Annotated in this window: 15 protein-coding genes; 14 read left to right on the top strand and 1 reads right to left on the bottom strand. The window is 69.6% G+C overall.

Annotated elements, in window-relative coordinates; translation table 11 throughout:
* Nucleotide 1 precedes the first annotated feature (1 nt).
* From ACFU95_RS18430 to ACFU95_RS18400, 7 genes are all read left to right on the top strand, one after another.
* Nucleotides 2-691 carry a hypothetical protein gene (locus tag ACFU95_RS18430; protein WP_383828407.1) on the top strand — a complete coding sequence of 230 codons (690 nt, stop codon included), beginning with the start codon at nucleotides 2-4 and terminating at the stop codon, nucleotides 689-691.
* Nucleotides 692-837: 146 nt separating this feature from the next.
* Nucleotides 838-1,461, top strand: a complete 624-nt coding sequence (locus ACFU95_RS18425) for a WhiB family transcriptional regulator (protein WP_383828405.1) — start codon at nucleotides 838-840, stop codon at nucleotides 1,459-1,461.
* Nucleotides 1,458-3,191 carry a hypothetical protein gene (locus ACFU95_RS18420; RefSeq protein ID WP_383828403.1) on the top strand — a complete coding sequence of 578 codons (1,734 nt, stop codon included), beginning with the start codon at nucleotides 1,458-1,460 and terminating at the stop codon, nucleotides 3,189-3,191. The genes ACFU95_RS18425 and ACFU95_RS18420 overlap by 4 nt, the downstream gene beginning before the upstream one ends.
* Nucleotides 3,188-3,379, top strand: coding sequence for a hypothetical protein (locus ACFU95_RS18415; RefSeq protein ID WP_383828401.1), 192 nt, complete (start codon nucleotides 3,188-3,190; stop codon nucleotides 3,377-3,379). The genes ACFU95_RS18420 and ACFU95_RS18415 overlap by 4 nt, the downstream gene beginning before the upstream one ends.
* A 43-nt stretch (nucleotides 3,380-3,422) precedes the next feature.
* Nucleotides 3,423-3,710 (top strand): hypothetical protein, encoded by a 288-nt coding sequence (locus ACFU95_RS18410; protein ID WP_383828399.1) that lies wholly within the window; start codon nucleotides 3,423-3,425, stop codon nucleotides 3,708-3,710.
* Nucleotides 3,711-3,838: 128 nt separating this feature from the next.
* Nucleotides 3,839-4,378, top strand: a complete 540-nt coding sequence (locus ACFU95_RS18405) for a plasmid mobilization relaxosome protein MobC (RefSeq protein ID WP_383828397.1) — start codon at nucleotides 3,839-3,841, stop codon at nucleotides 4,376-4,378.
* Nucleotides 4,375-6,108 (top strand): relaxase/mobilization nuclease domain-containing protein, encoded by a 1,734-nt coding sequence (locus ACFU95_RS18400; RefSeq protein WP_383828395.1) that lies wholly within the window; start codon nucleotides 4,375-4,377, stop codon nucleotides 6,106-6,108. Before ACFU95_RS18405 ends, ACFU95_RS18400 begins: the two co-directional genes overlap by 4 nt.
* 365 nt (nucleotides 6,109-6,473) lie before the next feature.
* Here ACFU95_RS18400 and ACFU95_RS18395 read toward each other — a convergent pair whose 3' ends face one another.
* Nucleotides 6,474-7,814: a tol-pal system YbgF family protein gene (locus ACFU95_RS18395; protein ID WP_383828393.1), complete on the bottom strand. Its 1,341-nt coding sequence runs from the start codon at nucleotides 7,812-7,814 to the stop codon at nucleotides 6,474-6,476.
* Nucleotides 7,815-8,820: 1,006 nt separating this feature from the next.
* Here ACFU95_RS18395 and ACFU95_RS18390 point away from each other — a divergent pair.
* From ACFU95_RS18390 to ACFU95_RS18360, 7 genes are all read left to right on the top strand, one after another.
* Entirely contained in the window at nucleotides 8,821-10,611 is a 1,791-nt protein-coding gene (locus tag ACFU95_RS18390; RefSeq protein WP_383828391.1) for a 1-deoxy-D-xylulose-5-phosphate synthase, read from the top strand.
* Nucleotides 10,611-11,747: a flavodoxin-dependent (E)-4-hydroxy-3-methylbut-2-enyl-diphosphate synthase gene (gene ispG / locus ACFU95_RS18385; protein ID WP_383828389.1), complete on the top strand. Its 1,137-nt coding sequence runs from the start codon at nucleotides 10,611-10,613 to the stop codon at nucleotides 11,745-11,747. Before ACFU95_RS18390 ends, ispG begins: the two co-directional genes overlap by 1 nt.
* Nucleotides 11,744-12,808, top strand: a complete 1,065-nt coding sequence (locus tag ACFU95_RS18380) for a polyprenyl synthetase family protein (RefSeq protein WP_383828387.1) — start codon at nucleotides 11,744-11,746, stop codon at nucleotides 12,806-12,808. The genes ispG and ACFU95_RS18380 overlap by 4 nt, the downstream gene beginning before the upstream one ends.
* A complete protein-coding gene (locus ACFU95_RS18375) occupies nucleotides 12,805-13,791 on the top strand; it encodes a 4-hydroxy-3-methylbut-2-enyl diphosphate reductase (protein WP_383828385.1) in 987 nt (328 codons plus the stop codon). The genes ACFU95_RS18380 and ACFU95_RS18375 overlap by 4 nt, the downstream gene beginning before the upstream one ends.
* Complete coding sequence (locus ACFU95_RS18370; protein WP_383828383.1) at nucleotides 13,788-14,936, top strand: terpene synthase family protein; 1,149 nt, start codon at nucleotides 13,788-13,790, stop codon at nucleotides 14,934-14,936. Before ACFU95_RS18375 ends, ACFU95_RS18370 begins: the two co-directional genes overlap by 4 nt.
* Before the next feature lie 93 nt (nucleotides 14,937-15,029).
* The gene (locus ACFU95_RS18365; RefSeq protein ID WP_383828382.1) at nucleotides 15,030-15,326 is read left to right on the top strand and encodes a hypothetical protein; all 297 of its coding nucleotides are present in this window, start codon (nucleotides 15,030-15,032) and stop codon (nucleotides 15,324-15,326) included.
* Nucleotides 15,323-16,882: a prenyltransferase/squalene oxidase repeat-containing protein gene (locus tag ACFU95_RS18360; RefSeq protein ID WP_383828380.1), complete on the top strand. Its 1,560-nt coding sequence runs from the start codon at nucleotides 15,323-15,325 to the stop codon at nucleotides 16,880-16,882. The genes ACFU95_RS18365 and ACFU95_RS18360 overlap by 4 nt, the downstream gene beginning before the upstream one ends.

Raw genomic sequence — 16,882 nt, 5'->3', positions numbered from 1 at the left:
CTTGGACCGCCGCGAAGTTGCTGCCGTGCTCACCTACGTCGGCCGCCTGGACCCGCGCACCATCCGCACCGACGCGGGCGAAGCCCGCGACCAGCTCGCCATGTGGCACGAGCTGCTCGGCGACGTGCCCATGACCACCGGTCAGGGCTGGGACGTGCGCGAGACCGTCCGCAAGCGCATCGTGACCTCGCCGTACCCGATCCTGCCCGCCGACGTGGCCCGCGAATGGCACGCACACCGCCGCGAGCGCCTGGCCCGGCACACCGACCCGACGCCGATGGCCGACCCGGACAACCCGCAAGCCTGGCGGGCGGAGCTGCTGGCGGCGCGCGACGCCGTGGCCGCCGGGCACACCGCGCCTTCGGCGCACCGCGGGATCACCGCCGGGCGCCACCGGCCGGGCCTGAAGGACCAGCTGGCCGCCGTCGGCTCCTACATCCCGGCCGCTGTCCGCGCCGAGCTGGCCCCCTACCGCCCGGCCCGCGCCGCCCGCGAAGCCCGCATCGCCGCCGGAGGCCCCGACGTCCTCGCCGTGCCGTGCGAGTGGTGTCACGCCGACAAGGGCGAGCCCTGCCGCCGCCGACGCATCACCCTCGACGGTGCCGCCCGGGGCAACGCACCGCGCGCCACCGCCCACCCCGGCCGCATCGACCGCGCCCTGGCGGCGCAGGCCCAGGCGCCCGCCGCCTGACCGCAGCCCGCTTCTCCACAGAAACGTTCCGCCTTGCGTACGGCTCACCGCCGTACCCCGAGCCCGCCTCGCAGCGCCCCGCCGCACCCCAGCGACCACCGGTGCCGAGCGGCCCCTGCCGACCGAGGCGACTTCCGGAGACTGCCTTGCGCCACATCACCACCAACGACACCCCGCCCCCGACCATCCGGGGCATCGCTGACCACAGCTGGCAGGCCCGCGGTCTGTGCCACAACATGCCGGCCAAGGACATCGACGAGCTGTTCTTCCACGCCGCCCGCGACCGCGCGGCGATCGACGAGGCCAAGTCGATCTGCGGCCGGTGCCCGGTGAAGAAGGCGTGCTTCGACTACGCCCTCGACAACGAGATCCGCCACGGCATGTGGGGCGGGCTCACCGAGGACGAGCGCCGCCCCTGGCACGCCAAGGTCAACAAGCGTCTGGACTACAGCCGGGTGAAGGCCGCCTTCGAGGGGCGCGACATCCACCTCAGCGACGCCGAGCGCGAGGCCGTCACCCGCCACGCCTACGTCCGCGGCTGGAGCCCTGAGCGCCTCGCGCACACGCTGCGCCTCGACCTCGACTGGGCGCGCGACCTGATGCGCAACGCCGCCCACGCTGTCGCCGACCGCGACCGCTACTGGGACCAGGCCGACGAGACCGAGCCGGCCGACGAGACCACGGAGGACGACGACGTCGCCTCGCCGGTGCAGGTCCCTCGCCAGGTGCAGACCGACTCCCTGATCGCCGCCCTCCGAAAGGCCGCATGACAAACGCCATCGCCATGTCCCTGCCCTACGGCATCGAGCCCGTCTACGTGGTCGCGGCCATCGGGCTGCTCGCCCTCGCGCTTGCCGGCTGGTCGATCCGGCGTAACCGGAACCGGGCTGACGGCAAGCGCGTCGGCACCCCCGCGGTCTGGGTCTCGGCCCTCGCCGCCCTCAACTGCACCGTCTACTCCGGCGACACCAGCTGGCGGTTCGCCGCCGACTACCTCGACATGGCCGGCACCGTCGAGCGGGCCATGATGTTCAGCGCGGGTGAGGCGGCGCTGTTCGCGACCGCGCTGATGGCCCGGCAGAACCTGAAGACCCAGGGAGCGCCCGGCCTGCCCGGCGCCCTGGTGTGGGTGATCACCGGGGTGCAGATCATCCCGGCGTACGCCGAGTCGGGCACGGTGGGCGGCACCGTGCGGGCCTTCGTCGGCCCGGTCATGGCAGCCGTGCTCTGGCACCTGGCCATGGGCATCGAGCTGCGGCTGCACAAGCCGGACGCCACCTCGCAGGGGCTCCTGGCCACGCTCGGACGCGAAGCACGAGAACGGCTCCTGTCCCGCCTGTGCATCGCCACCCGCAACCGCGACGCCGCACAGATCACCAAGGACCGCGCGACTCAGCGGGCAGTGGCCCTGGCCTCCCAACTGGCGTCGATGTCGGCAGCGGATCGCGAGAAGGACACCAGGATCACCCGTCGGCTCCAGTCGGCTCTCAGCCGAGCCGGGGTCGGCAACGATCCTCAGCAGCGTCAGGCTCTCCTGGAGCAGTTGGCCGCCCGCCGGCACGCGGTAGCCCTCGCCACCGTCGAACTGCCGTCGCCCTGGGTGCAGGACATGCACGGCCAGGACGCCGATCGAGAGGAGCGGTCCCCTCTCGGCCCGTCCCCGGTGACCCTGCCGCCGGACGAGAAGCAGGTCGGTCGGCGGCTGAGCGCGGTCCCCAACGACGGTCCCCAAACCGCCGGGGACGGGGACCGTGCGGAATCGGGGACGGGGACGGAGAGCGAGGGGGACCGTCCCCACACCGTCCCCAACACCAACGGGGACCGCGAACACCCCGACACCGAAACGGGGACGGAGACCGAAGGGGACCGTCCCCACACCGTCCCCAACGCCGACGGGGACCGCGTCCACAAGGCCGGCTCAAGCCTGCTGAGCAAGGGCACAGCGGCGCCGATCGGGGACCGAGACGACGTGCCCGCCAGGGCCGAAGCGGCTGATGCCGACGGGGACGGTAGTGCCGCGGACGCCCACGAAGGTGCTGCTCAGGGCGGTACAGGACCGTCCCCGGCAGCCGTCCCCAATGGCGACGAGGGCCGGGAGCACCCGGACACCGAGACGGGGACGGGGACCGAAGGGGACCGTCCCCACACCGTCCCCAACACCAACGGGGACCGCGAACACCCCGACACCGAAACGGGGACGGAAGCCGAAGGGGACCGTCCCCACACCGTCCCCGGACGCCGGAAGACGAAGGCACAGCGGAGTCGGCCGGGTGGCGGGAAGTCCAAGCGCCCTCGGCGGAACCAGATGAGCGTCGAGGAGCGGGTCAAGATCGTCCGTCCTCACGTCCTCGAAAAGCTGGAGCGGGACGGCAACGCCTCCATCACCCGTCCCCAACTGCGCGAGATCTATCGCGACCTGGGGCTGCCGGGCGGCCGGAACGAGAGCCTGACGCCCGTCCTGGAGCGGCTGCGCGCCGAGGCAAGAAGTACGACCCGATGAAAACCTGCCGCAGGTTCGCCACCATCAAGGCCGATTTCGAGCGGGACGTCAGCTTCCTGCGCGGCCACGCCGAGCGCCACCAGGGATCCGCGCCGGCGAAGACCAGCGCGAAGAACGCCGTCTCGGTGAAGCGCAACATGGCGCGGGCCCTCAACACGCACCTCGACCGCTGTCGCGAGTGCGGCTGACACCTGCAAAGCAGCAGGTCACGCCCCTGAATCCACATTCTCCATGGTGGCCCGGCCATGGTCGGGCCACCGCTCCTGCCACGAAGGGATCGCCATTCCTACCCGCCACCCGCGTACGCATATCCCGTCGACCGCCGAGGCCGGCGCCTGGGCGGACGTGCTCGTGCGCCACCAGCTGCTGCACACCGCCGTACTGGCCCCCACCGGCCAGTGGCTCGTCCAGCACGACCCCGACGCGCCCGTCCGCGTGCTTGCCGGCGCGACCGCCATGGTCGACCTGGTCGCCGAGATCCAGCACCGCATCCGCACCACGAGGAACCACACCCGATGACGAACCCGACAACAAACCCGGCTCCCACGCCCGATGAGCCGGAAGCCAACTCGACCTCAGCGCAAGCAAGTTGGTGCGAGAGTAATACTCCCGTTGGGAGTATTACTCTCGCGTCCTCCGCCCCGGGGGTGGCGGAGGCGGTCCAGCGCCGGGGGGCACTGGACCGGGGGGATGCGACCGAGGGCGGCTCGCATCCCGAGGAGGAGACGACTCACCCGTGTCACAACCCGCACTGTGCCCAGCACGCGAGTGCGCCGCCGAGCCAGCCTCCCGCGCGTAATCGAAAGCCGAAGACCAAATCCAGCAAGCGCAAGCACCTGATCGCCAGCCGATTCAACGACGTTGAAAGGCAGTCCGTGCTCGACGCCGCGGCAGCCTGTGCCATGACGCCGTCCGGCTTCCTCGCCCATGCCGCGCTAAGCGCCGCCCGCGATCTCACCCGTACAGAAGCCGAGGTCGCCGGCGAACGCGAAATGAAGCGGCACCTGTTTGCCCTGGGCCCCGCGCTGAGCCGGATCGGCAACAACCTCAACCAGGTTGCGGCAGCCCTGAACAACGACGATCCGGCGCCGCAGGCCCGAGCAGTGCTCGATGGTGTCAACCAGGTTCGCCTGGAGGTGCACGCGTTCATCCAGCGCTACCTCAACAGCGAGCGTCCAGCAGCATGATCCCCTCAGTCAACGACATGGGTGACGACACCTACGGCCTGCTGCATTACCTGTACAGCCCCGGCAAGGCCGAGGAGCACGTCGACCCCCACCTCGTCGCCGCGTGGGACAGCCTGGCCCCCGATCCCGGCCGCAGCCCCGACCTCAAGGCGACACTGCGGGACCTGCAGATCCTGCTCGACCAGCCCGTCATGGCCCTGCCCGAGGACGAGAGGCCCGCCGAGCACGTATGGCACTTGTCCGTACGCGCCGCCCCCGAAGACCCGATTCTCACCGACGAGCAGTGGGCGACCATCGCCCGCCGCATGGTCTCCGCCACCGGCATCGCCCCCGATGGCGACGACGCCGCCTGCCGCTGGGCGGCCGTCCGCCATGCCGACGACCACATCCACATCATCGCCACCGTCGTCCGCCACGACGGCCGTCAGGCCCGCATCCGCCGTGATGGCGCCCGCGCCCAGGCGGAAGCCCGGAAGATCGAAATCGACTACGGACTACGGCGGGTGAACGTCGGCGACGGAACCGCCGCCAAACGCCCGAGCAGCGCCGAACGCCATAAGGCGAACCGCCAGGGCAAGAAGCGCACGCCACGCGAGGAGCTGCGCGAGACGGTGCGCCGCGCCGCCGCCGGCGTCGCCAGCGAGGAGGAGTTCTTCGACCGTCTGACCGCCGCCGGCCTTCTGGTCCATCAGCGCGTCGCGCCCTCCGGTGACCTGCTCGGCTACAAGGTCGCACTGTCCGGCGACCTGAACGAGGACCAGGAGCCGATCTACTATTCGGGCTCCACCCTCGCGCCCGACCTCTCCCTGCCTCGCATCCGGGAACGCTGGGCGGGCAACGCTTCCGAACCCGACCAGGACGCCACCACGGACCGCTCCTCCGGGTCGGGTCGCATCAGGCCCTCGGACGCGCGCCGCCAAGCGACGACGGCGTCCTGGCAGGCCGTGCTCATCATCGACCAGGGTGAGGACGGGCAGATTTCTGCTCTGATCGCCGCGGGCGGCGAGGTCCTCGACGCGCTCGCCAAGACGTCGGCCGCGAACACCCGGCGTGAACTGCGAGACGCCGCCTTCGTGTTCGAACGGGCCACCCGCTCCCATATCCGGGCCGAACGCGAGCACGCCCGCGGTCTGCGGAAGGCTGCCCGCGACCTCGTCCGGGGCGGGCCGGCACTCGGGCGTGTGGAGGACGGTGCCACCACCGCCATGCTGATCGACATGGTGTTCTTCCTGGTCACGGCCGCCGCCCAGTGGCACGCGATGAAGGGGCACGCCCAGCAGGCCGCTGCTGCCCGCCAGGCCGCCGAACACCTGCGCGCCGCCTACCAGGCCGCAGCGCCGATGTATCTGGGCGTCATGCGCGACCGTGGCCGGCGCATGTCCCTGCCTCTGCAGCGCAAGCAGACGGCCTACTTGCGCCAGGCGGTGCCGGAGCTGGCCGAGCAGGTCCTCGCCGAGCCGGGCTGGTACGCACTGGCCTCCACCCTCGCCGACGTCGAGCGTGCCGGGCACGACCCGGCCGCGCTCCTGGCCGAGGCCGCCGAACGACGGGAACTGGGCACCGCCGAGTCGATCAGCGATGTCCTCGTGTGGCGGCTGCGACGCATGGCCGACCTGCCCGCCGACGCATCCCGCCTGCCCGAGCACACGACCGCCGCGCCCAGCGCAACCCGGCCTGCTGTCCCGTCCCGTTTCACCTTCCCTCCGGGCACCTCGCTGACCAGGGGATAGGCAAGACGCGGTGAGCACGACGGCTGACGGAATCCCAGGCTGCGTTGCCGCCGAAAGCGGTTCGGGTGAAGTCGTCCCAGCTCGCATTGTCGGTGAGACGCGATGATGCAGGGTGGGGCCCGAGTAGGAACGGGACAGAGTACCGGTGCAGCTGTCAAATCGGGGTCGGTGAGGGACGTGGCGCTGTCCGCGTGAACCTGCCGCCCGGTCCGGCGAGTCCGCCTCGGCATACCTCTGGTTCCGTCACATTGTCGATCATGCAGGATCCGTTTGATCGTTCTCTTGTTCAGTCGATTCCTGTCCGCCCTGCGGTGCGTGGCGGCGCACACGGTCCGGGGATTGAGGAGCCGCCGAGCGACGCCTGTTCACCGGGGCGTGCTGGTGAGTTCTGTGATGCGGTCGAGGAGGTCGGCGACGTCGGTACGGCGTCGGTGGGGGCGCAGGTGCAGGGCGGCGGCGGTCAGGCGTTGGTCGGCGCGATGGGAGTGGAGGGTGGGGTAGGCGTCGAGGAGGGCGTGCCAGTGGGTGAGGGCGGGTTCGAGGTGGCCGAGGCGTAGGTGGGTTTCGGCGAGGCGGGCGTGAGTGAGCGCGGCGGGCAGGCGTTCGGTCTCGGTGCGCAGGCGCAGGGAGGTGGTCAGTGCGGTCAGAGCGCCGGTGTGGTCGCCCAGGGTGGCGAGGGTCTGGCTGCGCTGGTAGTGCAGGGCGCCAGCCGGGTAGCTGCTGAAGGGGCCTGGTTCGGCGTCGGCCTGGGCGTGGAGGTGTTCGGCGCGGGCAAGGGCGGCCACAGCGGCGTGCCGGTTGTCGTGGGCATTGAGGACAGCCAGGTGGATGTGGGTGTAGGCGCGGACGGCGGGCGGGGCGTTGCGGGCGTGCTGGTCGGCTTGTTCGGCGAGGTTCAGAACGCCCGAGGTGTGCCGGCCGAGGTCGTGGGCGTGGGTGGCCATGGTGCGCAGCGCGATGGCGAGGGTGGTGTGGTCGTCGGCGTCGGTGGCGAGGCGTGCGGCGATCTGGTGGTAGTGCTGGGCCAGGGGGTGGTGGCCGCTGTCGGCGCACATCGAGCCCAGCAGCAGGGCGAGCCGGGCGGTGGCGGACAGCAGGCCGCGGTGCACCTGGGTGGGGGCCGGGCGGTGCAGGAGGGGCTCGACCTCGTGGGTGAGGTAGGCGGCCAGGGTGGCGCGCATGCGCTGGCCGCCGTATCGGTCGGCCCGGGTGGCGAACACCTTGGCCATGTCGCCCAGTTGCTCCACGTCGCTCTCTGTGGCGCGGCGGCCGGGGCGTGCCGGGTCCGCGAACTTGGCCGGGACCCGAACCTCGGCGGGCAGGGCGAGCGCGGTGGCGGTGAGGGCGCCCGCGCCGAGCAGGGCGCGTCGGTGGGGGTCGAGTTCGGCGCGGGTGAGGTGGAAGAGTTTGCGCATGGGGTCGGCCTCCCAGGCGGGATCCACGAGTTGGGCCGGGGCTCGGGTGAGGCCAGCTTCGTGGGCCGTGATGCGCCTGTCCAGACGGCGGGAGAGGCATTCCAGGATCAGCGCGGGCAGCGGGGGCCGGGGCTGGGCGCCCTCCAGCCAGCGCCGCACGGTAGTGAGATAGACGGTCACCGTTAGGCCCCGCTCGGCGGCGACGCCTCGGAGTGCGGCGGCGAACTGGGCAGGGCCCCAGTTCGCCGCCGCTAATAAGGATGTGAGCTGCGTGTTGGAGGTGCGCGGCATCGGTGTCTCCCGAGCGGGCGAGCAGGCGGTGCTCATGCCGGTGTCTCAAGACGGGGTGTGTCCTGCGGCCGTGCGTCATTGCAGGCGGTCGCCGTGCGCTGGGCGCGTGTACGGGAACACGACGCGCGCGGTGGTTATATGCCGCAGGAATCGCCCGGCGAACCCGCACATCGCGCGATCACCGGGCTGCGCGCGGTGTGAGGCGTCGGATGCGGCGATCCCGGTCTGCGTCGGCCGAAGCGGCGCTGATCGCCTCTGCCCTGCTGTCTGGTGGTGCGCGCCGGTCTGATGCCGGGTGACATGCCGCGGCAGTAAAGGAGGGGGGCGTCGAGTCCCGTACCTCGGGCCGGTGACTGCCGGATGCCCTTGCGGTGGTGATGACTTCGGCGCTTAAGAAAGGATCTTGCACGGCGGGTTCCCCTTCCGCTCGCGCGCTGGGTCCGGAAGTGCGTGCGCTGGGCTCAGTACGGCAGTCAAGCGAAGGGGGTGGGCGGAGGTAAGCGTGTGCGACAGGCATGTGCGAATCGCCAGTTCCCACCCCAAGCGCGCTGTGCACACCCCTGGTGAACCCGCACACACGGGTGGGCGACCGGTCGGTGCGGAGGAGTCCGCAGGATGCCCGGAGTGCCGCCGGCACCGGCCGGGCGGCCGCCGGCCCCGCGTTCACACCATCGGCACCATGTGCACCACGGCGCACGGCGCGGACGCGGCGCTCTAGGGAGGCTGGATCCCACATCCGCGTTTCACAAATTCACTAAATTGCGAGTTGTGCTGCTAATCCGTGGCCGCCGCCTCTGGTGTAGTGCGACAGGACGGTGCTGAACTGGCCTTTCACGGCGGCATGTTGGCGTGAGGCCGGCCCAGCAGGGGCTTGCTTCGCCGTGCCCGTGCCGTACTGCTTGCCGCTCATCAGGCGGAAGGACCAGCCGAAATGGCGCACCTACCGGCCCCACCCGGTCGCGCAGAAGTCTCCTCTCCATTCCCGGATCCGGCGCAGCTGAAGGACATGTCCGAGCCGGAGCTCGGCCGGCTCACGACCCGACTCCGGTCGTTTCTGATCAAGCACGTATGCGCGACGGGCGGGCACCTGGGCCCGAATCTCGGCGCGGTGGAACTGACCCTCGCCCTGCACCGCGTCTTCGATTCCCCCCGCGACAGCCTGATCTTCGACACCGGCCACCAGGCGTACGTGCACAAGCTGCTGACCGGCCGCGGCGACCGGTTCGCCTCGCTGCGGCAGGCCGGCGGCCTGTCCGGTTATCCCTCACGGGCCGAGTCGGCGCACGACCTGGTGGAGAACTCGCACGCCTCCACCGCCCTCTCGTACGCGGACGGCCTGGCCAAGGCCCGGGCGTTGAACGGCGAGCAGGACCGCGCAGTGGTGGCGGTCATCGGCGACGGGGCGCTCACCGGCGGCATGGCGTGGGAGGCGCTGAACAACCTGGGCGCCGCCGAGGACCGGCGGGTGATCGTGGTGCTTAACGACAACGGCCGCTCCTACGCCCCCACCACCGGCGCCCTCGCCAAGCATCTGGCCACGCTCAGGCAGGGTGCGGGCGAGGCGGTGTGCCGCAACCTGTTCACCGACCTCGGCTTCGCCTACTTCGGCCCGGTCGACGGACACGACACCGAAGGAATCGAAGAGGCCCTGCGCCGGGCCTGCGCTCTGTCCCGTCCAGTCGTCGTGCACGTGGTGACCGTCAAGGGCAAGGGCTACAACCCGGCCGAACAGGATGCGGCGGACTGCCTGCACGCGGTGGGCACCGTCGATCCTGCCACCGGCCGTCCCGCCACCACACGTTCAAACGGGACACGCTCGTGGACCAGCGTGTTCGGCCAGGTCCTCGCGGAGGTGGCGGCCGAGCGGGAGGACGTCGTCGCAATCACCGCGGCGATGCTACGGCCCACCGGCCTGCACCCCATGGCCCAGCAGTTCCCCGAGCGGGTCTTCGACGTCGGCATCGCCGAACAGCACGCCGTCACCAGTGCGGCCGGTCTGGCGATGGGCGGCTTCCACCCCGTCGTCGCCATCTACGCGACCTTCTTGAACCGGGCCTTCGACCAAGTGCTGATGGATGTTGCCCTGCACCGGCTGCCGGTCACGTTCGTGCTGGACCGGGCGGGCATCACCGGCCCCGACGGGCCCTCCCATCACGGCATGTGGGACCTGTCCCTGCTCCCCGCCGTGCCTGGCCTGCGGATCGCCGCTCCCCGCGACGCCTCCCGCCTGCGCTCCCTGCTGCGCGCAGCGATCGACACGCAGGACGGGCCCACCCTGCTGCGCCTGCCCAAAGCTGACACCGGACCCGACATCGAGACCCTGGCCCGCATCGACGGCCTGGACATCCTGCACCGCTCAACCCGCCGCCCCCTCGACGTCCTCCTGATAGCGGTCGGCCCGATGGCCGGGGCCGCCCTCGATGCCGCCGCCTCGTTGGAGAGGCAGGGTCTCGGTGTCACGGTCGTCGATCCACGCTGGGTCATACCGGTCAATCCGGCCCTGCCCGCGCTGGCCGCCCGTCACCGGCTGGCTGTCACCATCGAGGACAACTCCCGCACCGGCGGCGCGGGTTCGGCCATCGCCCAGGCATGCCGCGACGCACGCGTGGACACCCCGGTGACTGTGCTGGGCCTGCCGCGCGCCTTCATCCCCCACGGCCCGCGAAAAGCCCTGCTCGCCGAAGCGGGACTGGACGCGGCCAGCATCACCCGAGCCGTACGACAGCTGATCACGATTCCCGCCGCCGGGTTCCCCTCCGAATGCCCTGCCCTCTCGCATCCTGCCCGGAGGCCCTGATGGCGGCCATTGACCTCGGCCTGCCCGCCCTGCCCGCGCACACGCCGGTGCGCCGCCGCACACGGCAGATCCATGTCGGCGATGTCCCCGTCGGCGGCGGCGCACCCATCAGCGTGCAGACCATGACCACCACATTGACCGCGGACGTGGACGCCACGCTGCGCCAGATCGCCGAAGTCACCGCCGCAGGCTGCGACATCATCCGTATCGCCGTCCCCTCCCAGGACGACGCCGACGCCCTGCCCGCCATCGCCGCCAAGTCACCGATCCCGGTCATCGCCGACATCCACTTCCAGCCCCGCTACGTCTTCGCCGCCATCGACGCCGGCTGCGCGGGCGTGCGCGTCAATCCCGGCAACATCAAGAAGTTCGACGACAAGGTCGGCGAGATCGCCAAAGCAGCCTCGGCCGCCGGGGTGCCCATTCGTATCGGAGTCAACGCCGGATCGCTCGACCCCCGCCTGCTGGCCAAGCACGGATCCGCGACGCCCGAGGCACTCGTCGAATCCGCGCTGTGGGAGGCATCCCTCTTCGAGGAGCACGGCTTCACCGATCTGAAGATCGCCGTCAAGCACCACGATCCGCTCACGATGATCGCTGCGAACCGGCTGCTCGCCGCCGCCTGCGACTACCCGCTGCACCTCGGCGTCACCGAGGCCGGCACCGCCATGCAGGGCGCGATCAAGTCCGCGACGGCTTTCGCGATCCTCCTTGCCGAGGGCATCGGTGACACCATCCGGGTCTCGATCTCCGACCACCCCGTGCAGCAGGTCAAGGCCGGCAACCACATCCTGCAGTCCCTCGGGCTGCGTCCGCGCAAGCTAGAGATCGTCTCCTGCCCCGGCTGCGGCCGCCTCCAAGTAGACATCCACCGCCTCGCCACCCAGGTCGAAGCGGCCTTCGACGGCTTCCCCCACCCCCTGCGCATCGCCGTCATGGGCTGCGTCGTCAACGGCCCCGGCGAATCCCGCGAAGCCGACCTCGGCGTCTCCTGCGGCAACGGCAAAGGTCAGATCTTCGCACGCGGCCAGGTCGTACGCACCGTCCCCGAGTCCCGCGTGGTCGAGGCCCTCCTGGACGAAGCCCTGCGCCTGACCCGCGAAGCACCCACCGAGCCCGCAGGTGAAACCTCATGACCGCCCCGTCCCTGGACGCCGAACCCATCGACCTCGCTCATGTGCAGAGCCGGATCGACCAGGCACTGCACAACTTCCTCGACGCCAAGACGCGTGCCGCTAGGAACCGGTCCCTGCCCCTGGACGTGCCCACGGCACTGCGGGACTTCCTTGACGCGGGCGGTAAGCGGCTGCGTCCCCTGCTCTGCGTGCTGGGCTGGCATGCCGCCGGAGGCCACGGCGACGATGAGGCCGTGATCCAGACGGCGGCGGCCCTGGAGATGTTCCACGCCTTCTGCCTCATCCACGACGACATCATGGACAACAGCGCCACCCGCCGCGGCCGGCCCACCGTGCACCGTACGCTCGCCGTCCGGCACGGCCACGACCAACTCGGCGCCAGCGCCGCCATCCTGATCGGCGACATGGCCCTGGCCTGGTCCGACGAACTCATGCACAGCGCCGGCCACTCGCCCCACCGCCTCACCGCGCTGCGCCGGATCATCGACGTCATGCGCCAAGAGGTCATCTACGGCCAGTACCTGGACCTCATAACGCCGCTCGGACCGATCACCGACCATCAAGCAGCCCTGCGGGTCATCGAGTTTAAGACCGCCAAGTACACCGTGGAACGGCCCCTGCACTGCGGAGCGACCCTCGCCGACGCCGACCCGGACCTGCTCACCGTCCTGTCGCGCTACGCCCTTCCTCTCGGCGAAGCCTTCCAGCTCCGCGATGACCTCCTCGGCGTCTACGGCCGCCCCGACGACACCGGCAAACCCGTCCTGGACGACCTGCGCGAGGGCAAGCACACCGTCCTGATCGCCCTCGCCGCCCAGCGCGCCGACGCCACGCAGCGGAGACTCCTCGACACCCTGGTCGGCAGCCCGGACCTGGACCTCGACGGCGCCGCACGCATCCGCACCGTCCTGGACGCCACCGGTGCCCGCGCCACCGTCGAGGACATGATCGCCACCCGGCGCGCACAGGCCCTCACCGCCCTCGACGCCGTCCCGTACCCGCAACCGGCCGCCGCCGCACTGGGGCACATCGCCGCCCGAGCCGTGGAGCGCACCTCATGAACCCCCGCAAGCGTGTACTGCTCGCCGCCCCCCGCGGCTGCTGCGCCGGGGTCGACCGCGCCATCGCCACCGTCGAGAAGGCCCTGGAACTGTACGGACCCCCGGTCTACGTCCGCCACGAAATCGTCCACAACACCCACGTCATCAACACCCTCAAAGCCAAAGGCGCCATCTTCGTCGAAGAGACCGACGACGTGCCCGAAGGCAGCACCGTCATCTTTTCCGCCCACGGCGTCGCCCCCACCGTCCGCCAAGAGGCAGCCGCACGCGGCCTGAGGACCATCGACGCGACCTGCCCCCTGGTCACCAAGGTCCACAGAGAAGCCGCCCGCTTTGCCGAGCAGGATTACGACATCCTCCTCATCGGCCACGAAGGACACGAGGAAGTCATCGGCACCAGCGGCGAGGCCCCCGACCACATCCAACTCGTCGACGGCCCCCTCGACGTGGCACACGTCCAGCTCCGCGACCCGGACAAGGTGGTGTGGCTTTCCCAGACCACCCTCTCCGTCGACGAGACCACCGAGACGGTCACCGCCCTCAAGGACCGCTTTCCCGCCCTCAAGTCCCCGCCCGGCGACGACATCTGCTACGCCACCCAGAACCGCCAACAGGCCATCAAACAGATCGCGGCTGAATCAGACCTGGTCATCGTCGTCGGCTCCAAGAACTCCTCCAACTCCGTGCGTCTCGTCGAGGTGGCCCGCGGCGCGGGAGCCGGACAGACGCATCTCATCGACCACGCCGCCCAGATACAGCCCGACTGGCTGACCGGCGTGACCACCATCGGTGTCAGCTCCGGGGCCTCCGTCCCCGACATCCTCGTCCGCGGCGTCCTCACCTGGCTCGCCGAGCACGGCTACGGCGACGTACAGACCGTCACCTACACCAAAGAACAACAGCACTTCGCCCTGCCCAGGGAATTCCAGCGGCCCGGGAAAATGCCGAGTACCACGGAAAGCATCGCAGGGAGGCGGCCATGAGCGCTATAGGGCCCGGCAAGGAACAGCACGCCTCGGATCAGTCCGCGCTACCGCATATCCCTCCCCTGTATTGCCCGATTTCCCTGGCAATACATCCGGAGGCGAAAGCTATCGACGATGCGACTGTCGCTTTCATGGAACGCCACGGCCTGAGCAGCCCCCATCAGCGTGTTCGACTTGCCGCCGTGCTGAACGGCATGGCGGGTCGCCTGGCGCCCCATGGCTCCCGGGAAAAGGTCCAGTTGCTGAGCGACCTCCTTCTGTGGTTCCTCAATTTTGACGACCTGGCGGACGAAGGAGCCCTCGCCGGCCGGCCAGACGAACTGCTGGGCCTCATGCTGCGGCTGCAGCGGACCCTTGATGCTCCCGGGCTACCGATCGACCAGCGGCCCCACACGCTCGCCCTGCATGAAATTCGTCTGCGCCTGGACGAAATCATGCCTGCACAGGTGGAGCACTGGGTCACCGAAATGCGCGGCTTCTTCCTCGCCGAAGCACACAGAGCCGTTGCCAACACTGATACGAACTCCCGCCGTTACGACGTGAGTGACCATGTCCTGAATCGCCTCTACGCTGGCGGGGCACTCGCTGTCGTCGCTCTGCTGCCCGGGGTGGAGGGCATAGTCCTCCCACCCTGGGCTCGCGGTAACCCGCGCTTTCAAGCGCTCGCCGAGATAGCGGCCTGCATCTCCGTGTGGGACAGCGACCTGTTCTCCTACCCCAAGGAACTGCAGAACGATACTAAAATCAACAACATCGTCCATGTCCTTCTCCGCGCCCGCGAGGTCACCGAACAAGAGGCCGTCACTGCGGCGGTTGCCATGAGGAACCAGCTCATGGACCGATTCTTCTCGTTGAGCAGTGCGGCGGCCGACGATGAAACTCTGCCCGTCGCCCGCTACGCACGATGCCTGGCCCAATATCTACGAGGCGCATTGGACTGGTACTTGCTCACCACTCGCTACCAGGCCCCCGCCGGACGCAGCACTCTCCTCCCTGACGTATGCGATTCACCTGCCCCGCCAACGGACTTGAGGACGCCGATGGGAATCCCGTCGATCGCGTGGTGGTGGGACGACGACATCACCTCCGGGCACAGGCCACCGCAACCGGGCGTCCCCACCGACAGAGCCCATCAAGAATGATTGGAGTTCCTCGTGCGAGTCACGCAGTATACACACCAACGCCCTTGGGACCCGTCGGGTTCCCCAATGGAATTACCCCAGGTAGCTGTTGCAATGCGTGATCGAATCATGTGTCGCTTTCTCCTTTTGCGCGAGGAAGTCACAGCTGAGGGCGGCCCGTTGATCAATCGATATGTGCAGCGGCTGGGCCACCATGCCCACGGCCTGTTGGAATGGGCAATGATCACCGACCGGTACGTGTATCTCGACGGGCTCAGCGACGGCAGTCTCGCGTTCCACGGCGCAGGATTTTGCGACACCCCCAGCGACAGCTCCGCTGAGCCGTTGCCAATCCCGTCGATCGCCTGGTGGTGGGCTGTTGGCGCCACGGAGGAGGCGTCGCGGTCATGACCACGACTTCACAGTCCGAGGTATCCCCGGCCGTGATCGCTCGATGCCGCACGATCCAGCGCCAGCTGATCGCTCATCACGTGGGCCTGCTCGACGAGGCAGGCTCTATCCGCGACCAGTGCGGCAGCCGGATCCTGGAATCCGCGCTCCTGCTCGCCCTCCTGCGCAAGGACAGGACGCGCCCAGACCTCCAGGAACGGCTGCTGTCCTACCTCCGCGCCGCCCGCGCCGCCACCCTCCTCGACGCACACGCCCGAGCGACCATGCTCGGCGAGCCCACCGACCACCAACAGCTCGAGACCTATCTGCGCCGATTCCAGCACTTCACCGGCCACCGCAAACACCTGCTGCTGTCCACCCTGCTCACGCTCCTGGGCGCCCTGCCCTCCAACGCCCACCAGCACACCGACCCCGCCCAGTTCCGCTATGGCGGCCAAGCACGCTGGACCGACCTCCTCCTCTGCGCAATGAAGATCCTCCACACCAGTGCCCACGACGGCATCCCCGACGACACCGACCTGACCTACTTGACCGACCAACTACGCAACCACGGCCATGGCCAGCCGGGCGTATGGGAAGGACACCTGCTCGTCCACCTGATCGCCCTGCACGCCCTGCACCCCCATCGCCCCCACAGCGACCTCATCGGCGACGGCATCACCAACCTGGCTGGAACCCTCAACCCCGACGGAGGAATCCCCTTCTGTACCGCCCAGGAAGTCTGGGGCACCGCTGTGGCCGGAGCAGCCATCGCCGACGCCACCCACGGCAAGCACCCAGCCCTCGATCGCATGGCGGTATTCATCACCCAGACCCAGCAAAGCGACGGCGGCTGGGGCTACACCCGCACGACCACCCAAACCGACGTAGATGACACCAGCAAGTGCATCGCCTTCCTCCGGCTGACGGACCGCGGGCACCACCAGCAAGCCCTTCACCGCGCCGAAAGCTACCTCGAACACATGGCCGACCCCGCCGGCGGCTTCCCGACCTACATCAAAGGACACACCCCCGAAGCCGAACTCACAGCCGAAGCCATCATCGCGCTCACCCCGTCCTGGCCGCACCACACCCCGGCCCTGAACCACTCGCTCGACTACCTCCTCGATGCCCAACACGACGACGGGAGCTTCCCCCTCAGCTGGACCCTCAGCAAGTCCGCCGTCATCCTCCACGCCATCGACGCACTCGACACCGCGCGCACCGCAGCATTTCCCAACCCCAGCCGCATGAACCGCATCAACGACGCGATCGCCGCTGCCACCGCGTTCCTGGAAAACACCCAAAACCTCGACGGAGGCTGGGGCCACGGACCAGGCGACCCCAGCGACCTGCTCTCCACCGCCCAAGCACTCCCCGTCATCATCCGCCACACCCAACAACCCCACCTCCTCGCTCGCGCCGTGCACTACCTCATCGACCAACAACACGACCACGGCACCTTCACCTCCCCACCCGACCAAGTCGGCCCCCGCCCGATCCCCTACGACTTCCCAGAACTCGCCAACACCCACACCCTCATCGCCATCAACCAACTCCTCCAACACCACCCATAG

The sequence above is a fragment of the Streptomyces sp. NPDC057623 genome (assembly GCF_042800355.1).
Classification (GTDB): domain Bacteria; phylum Actinomycetota; class Actinomycetes; order Streptomycetales; family Streptomycetaceae; genus Streptomyces.
The sequence above is the reverse complement of the archived record's forward strand: the minus strand, read 5'-3'. Positions and strand labels throughout refer to the sequence as shown.

Excerpts from the sequence above, each read along its gene's own strand:
- ACFU95_RS18420 (WP_383828403.1), top strand. The coding sequence starts at position 1,458 with ATGACAAACGCCATCGCCATGTCCCTGCCCTACGGCATCGAGCCCGTC.
- ACFU95_RS18415 (WP_383828401.1), top strand. The coding sequence starts at position 3,188 with ATGAAAACCTGCCGCAGGTTCGCCACCATCAAGGCCGATTTCGAGCGG.
- ACFU95_RS18410 (WP_383828399.1), top strand. The coding sequence starts at position 3,423 with ATGGTGGCCCGGCCATGGTCGGGCCACCGCTCCTGCCACGAAGGGATC.
- ACFU95_RS18400 (WP_383828395.1), top strand. The coding sequence starts at position 4,375 with ATGATCCCCTCAGTCAACGACATGGGTGACGACACCTACGGCCTGCTG.
- ACFU95_RS18395 (WP_383828393.1), bottom strand. The coding sequence starts at position 7,814 with ATGCCGCGCACCTCCAACACGCAGCTCACATCCTTATTAGCGGCGGCG.
- ACFU95_RS18390 (WP_383828391.1), top strand. The coding sequence starts at position 8,821 with ATGTCCGAGCCGGAGCTCGGCCGGCTCACGACCCGACTCCGGTCGTTT.
- ispG (WP_383828389.1), top strand. The coding sequence starts at position 10,611 with ATGGCGGCCATTGACCTCGGCCTGCCCGCCCTGCCCGCGCACACGCCG.
- ACFU95_RS18380 (WP_383828387.1), top strand. The coding sequence starts at position 11,744 with ATGACCGCCCCGTCCCTGGACGCCGAACCCATCGACCTCGCTCATGTG.
- ACFU95_RS18375 (WP_383828385.1), top strand. The coding sequence starts at position 12,805 with ATGAACCCCCGCAAGCGTGTACTGCTCGCCGCCCCCCGCGGCTGCTGC.
- ACFU95_RS18370 (WP_383828383.1), top strand. The coding sequence starts at position 13,788 with ATGAGCGCTATAGGGCCCGGCAAGGAACAGCACGCCTCGGATCAGTCC.
- ACFU95_RS18365 (WP_383828382.1), top strand. The coding sequence starts at position 15,030 with ATGCGTGATCGAATCATGTGTCGCTTTCTCCTTTTGCGCGAGGAAGTC.
- ACFU95_RS18360 (WP_383828380.1), top strand. The coding sequence starts at position 15,323 with ATGACCACGACTTCACAGTCCGAGGTATCCCCGGCCGTGATCGCTCGA.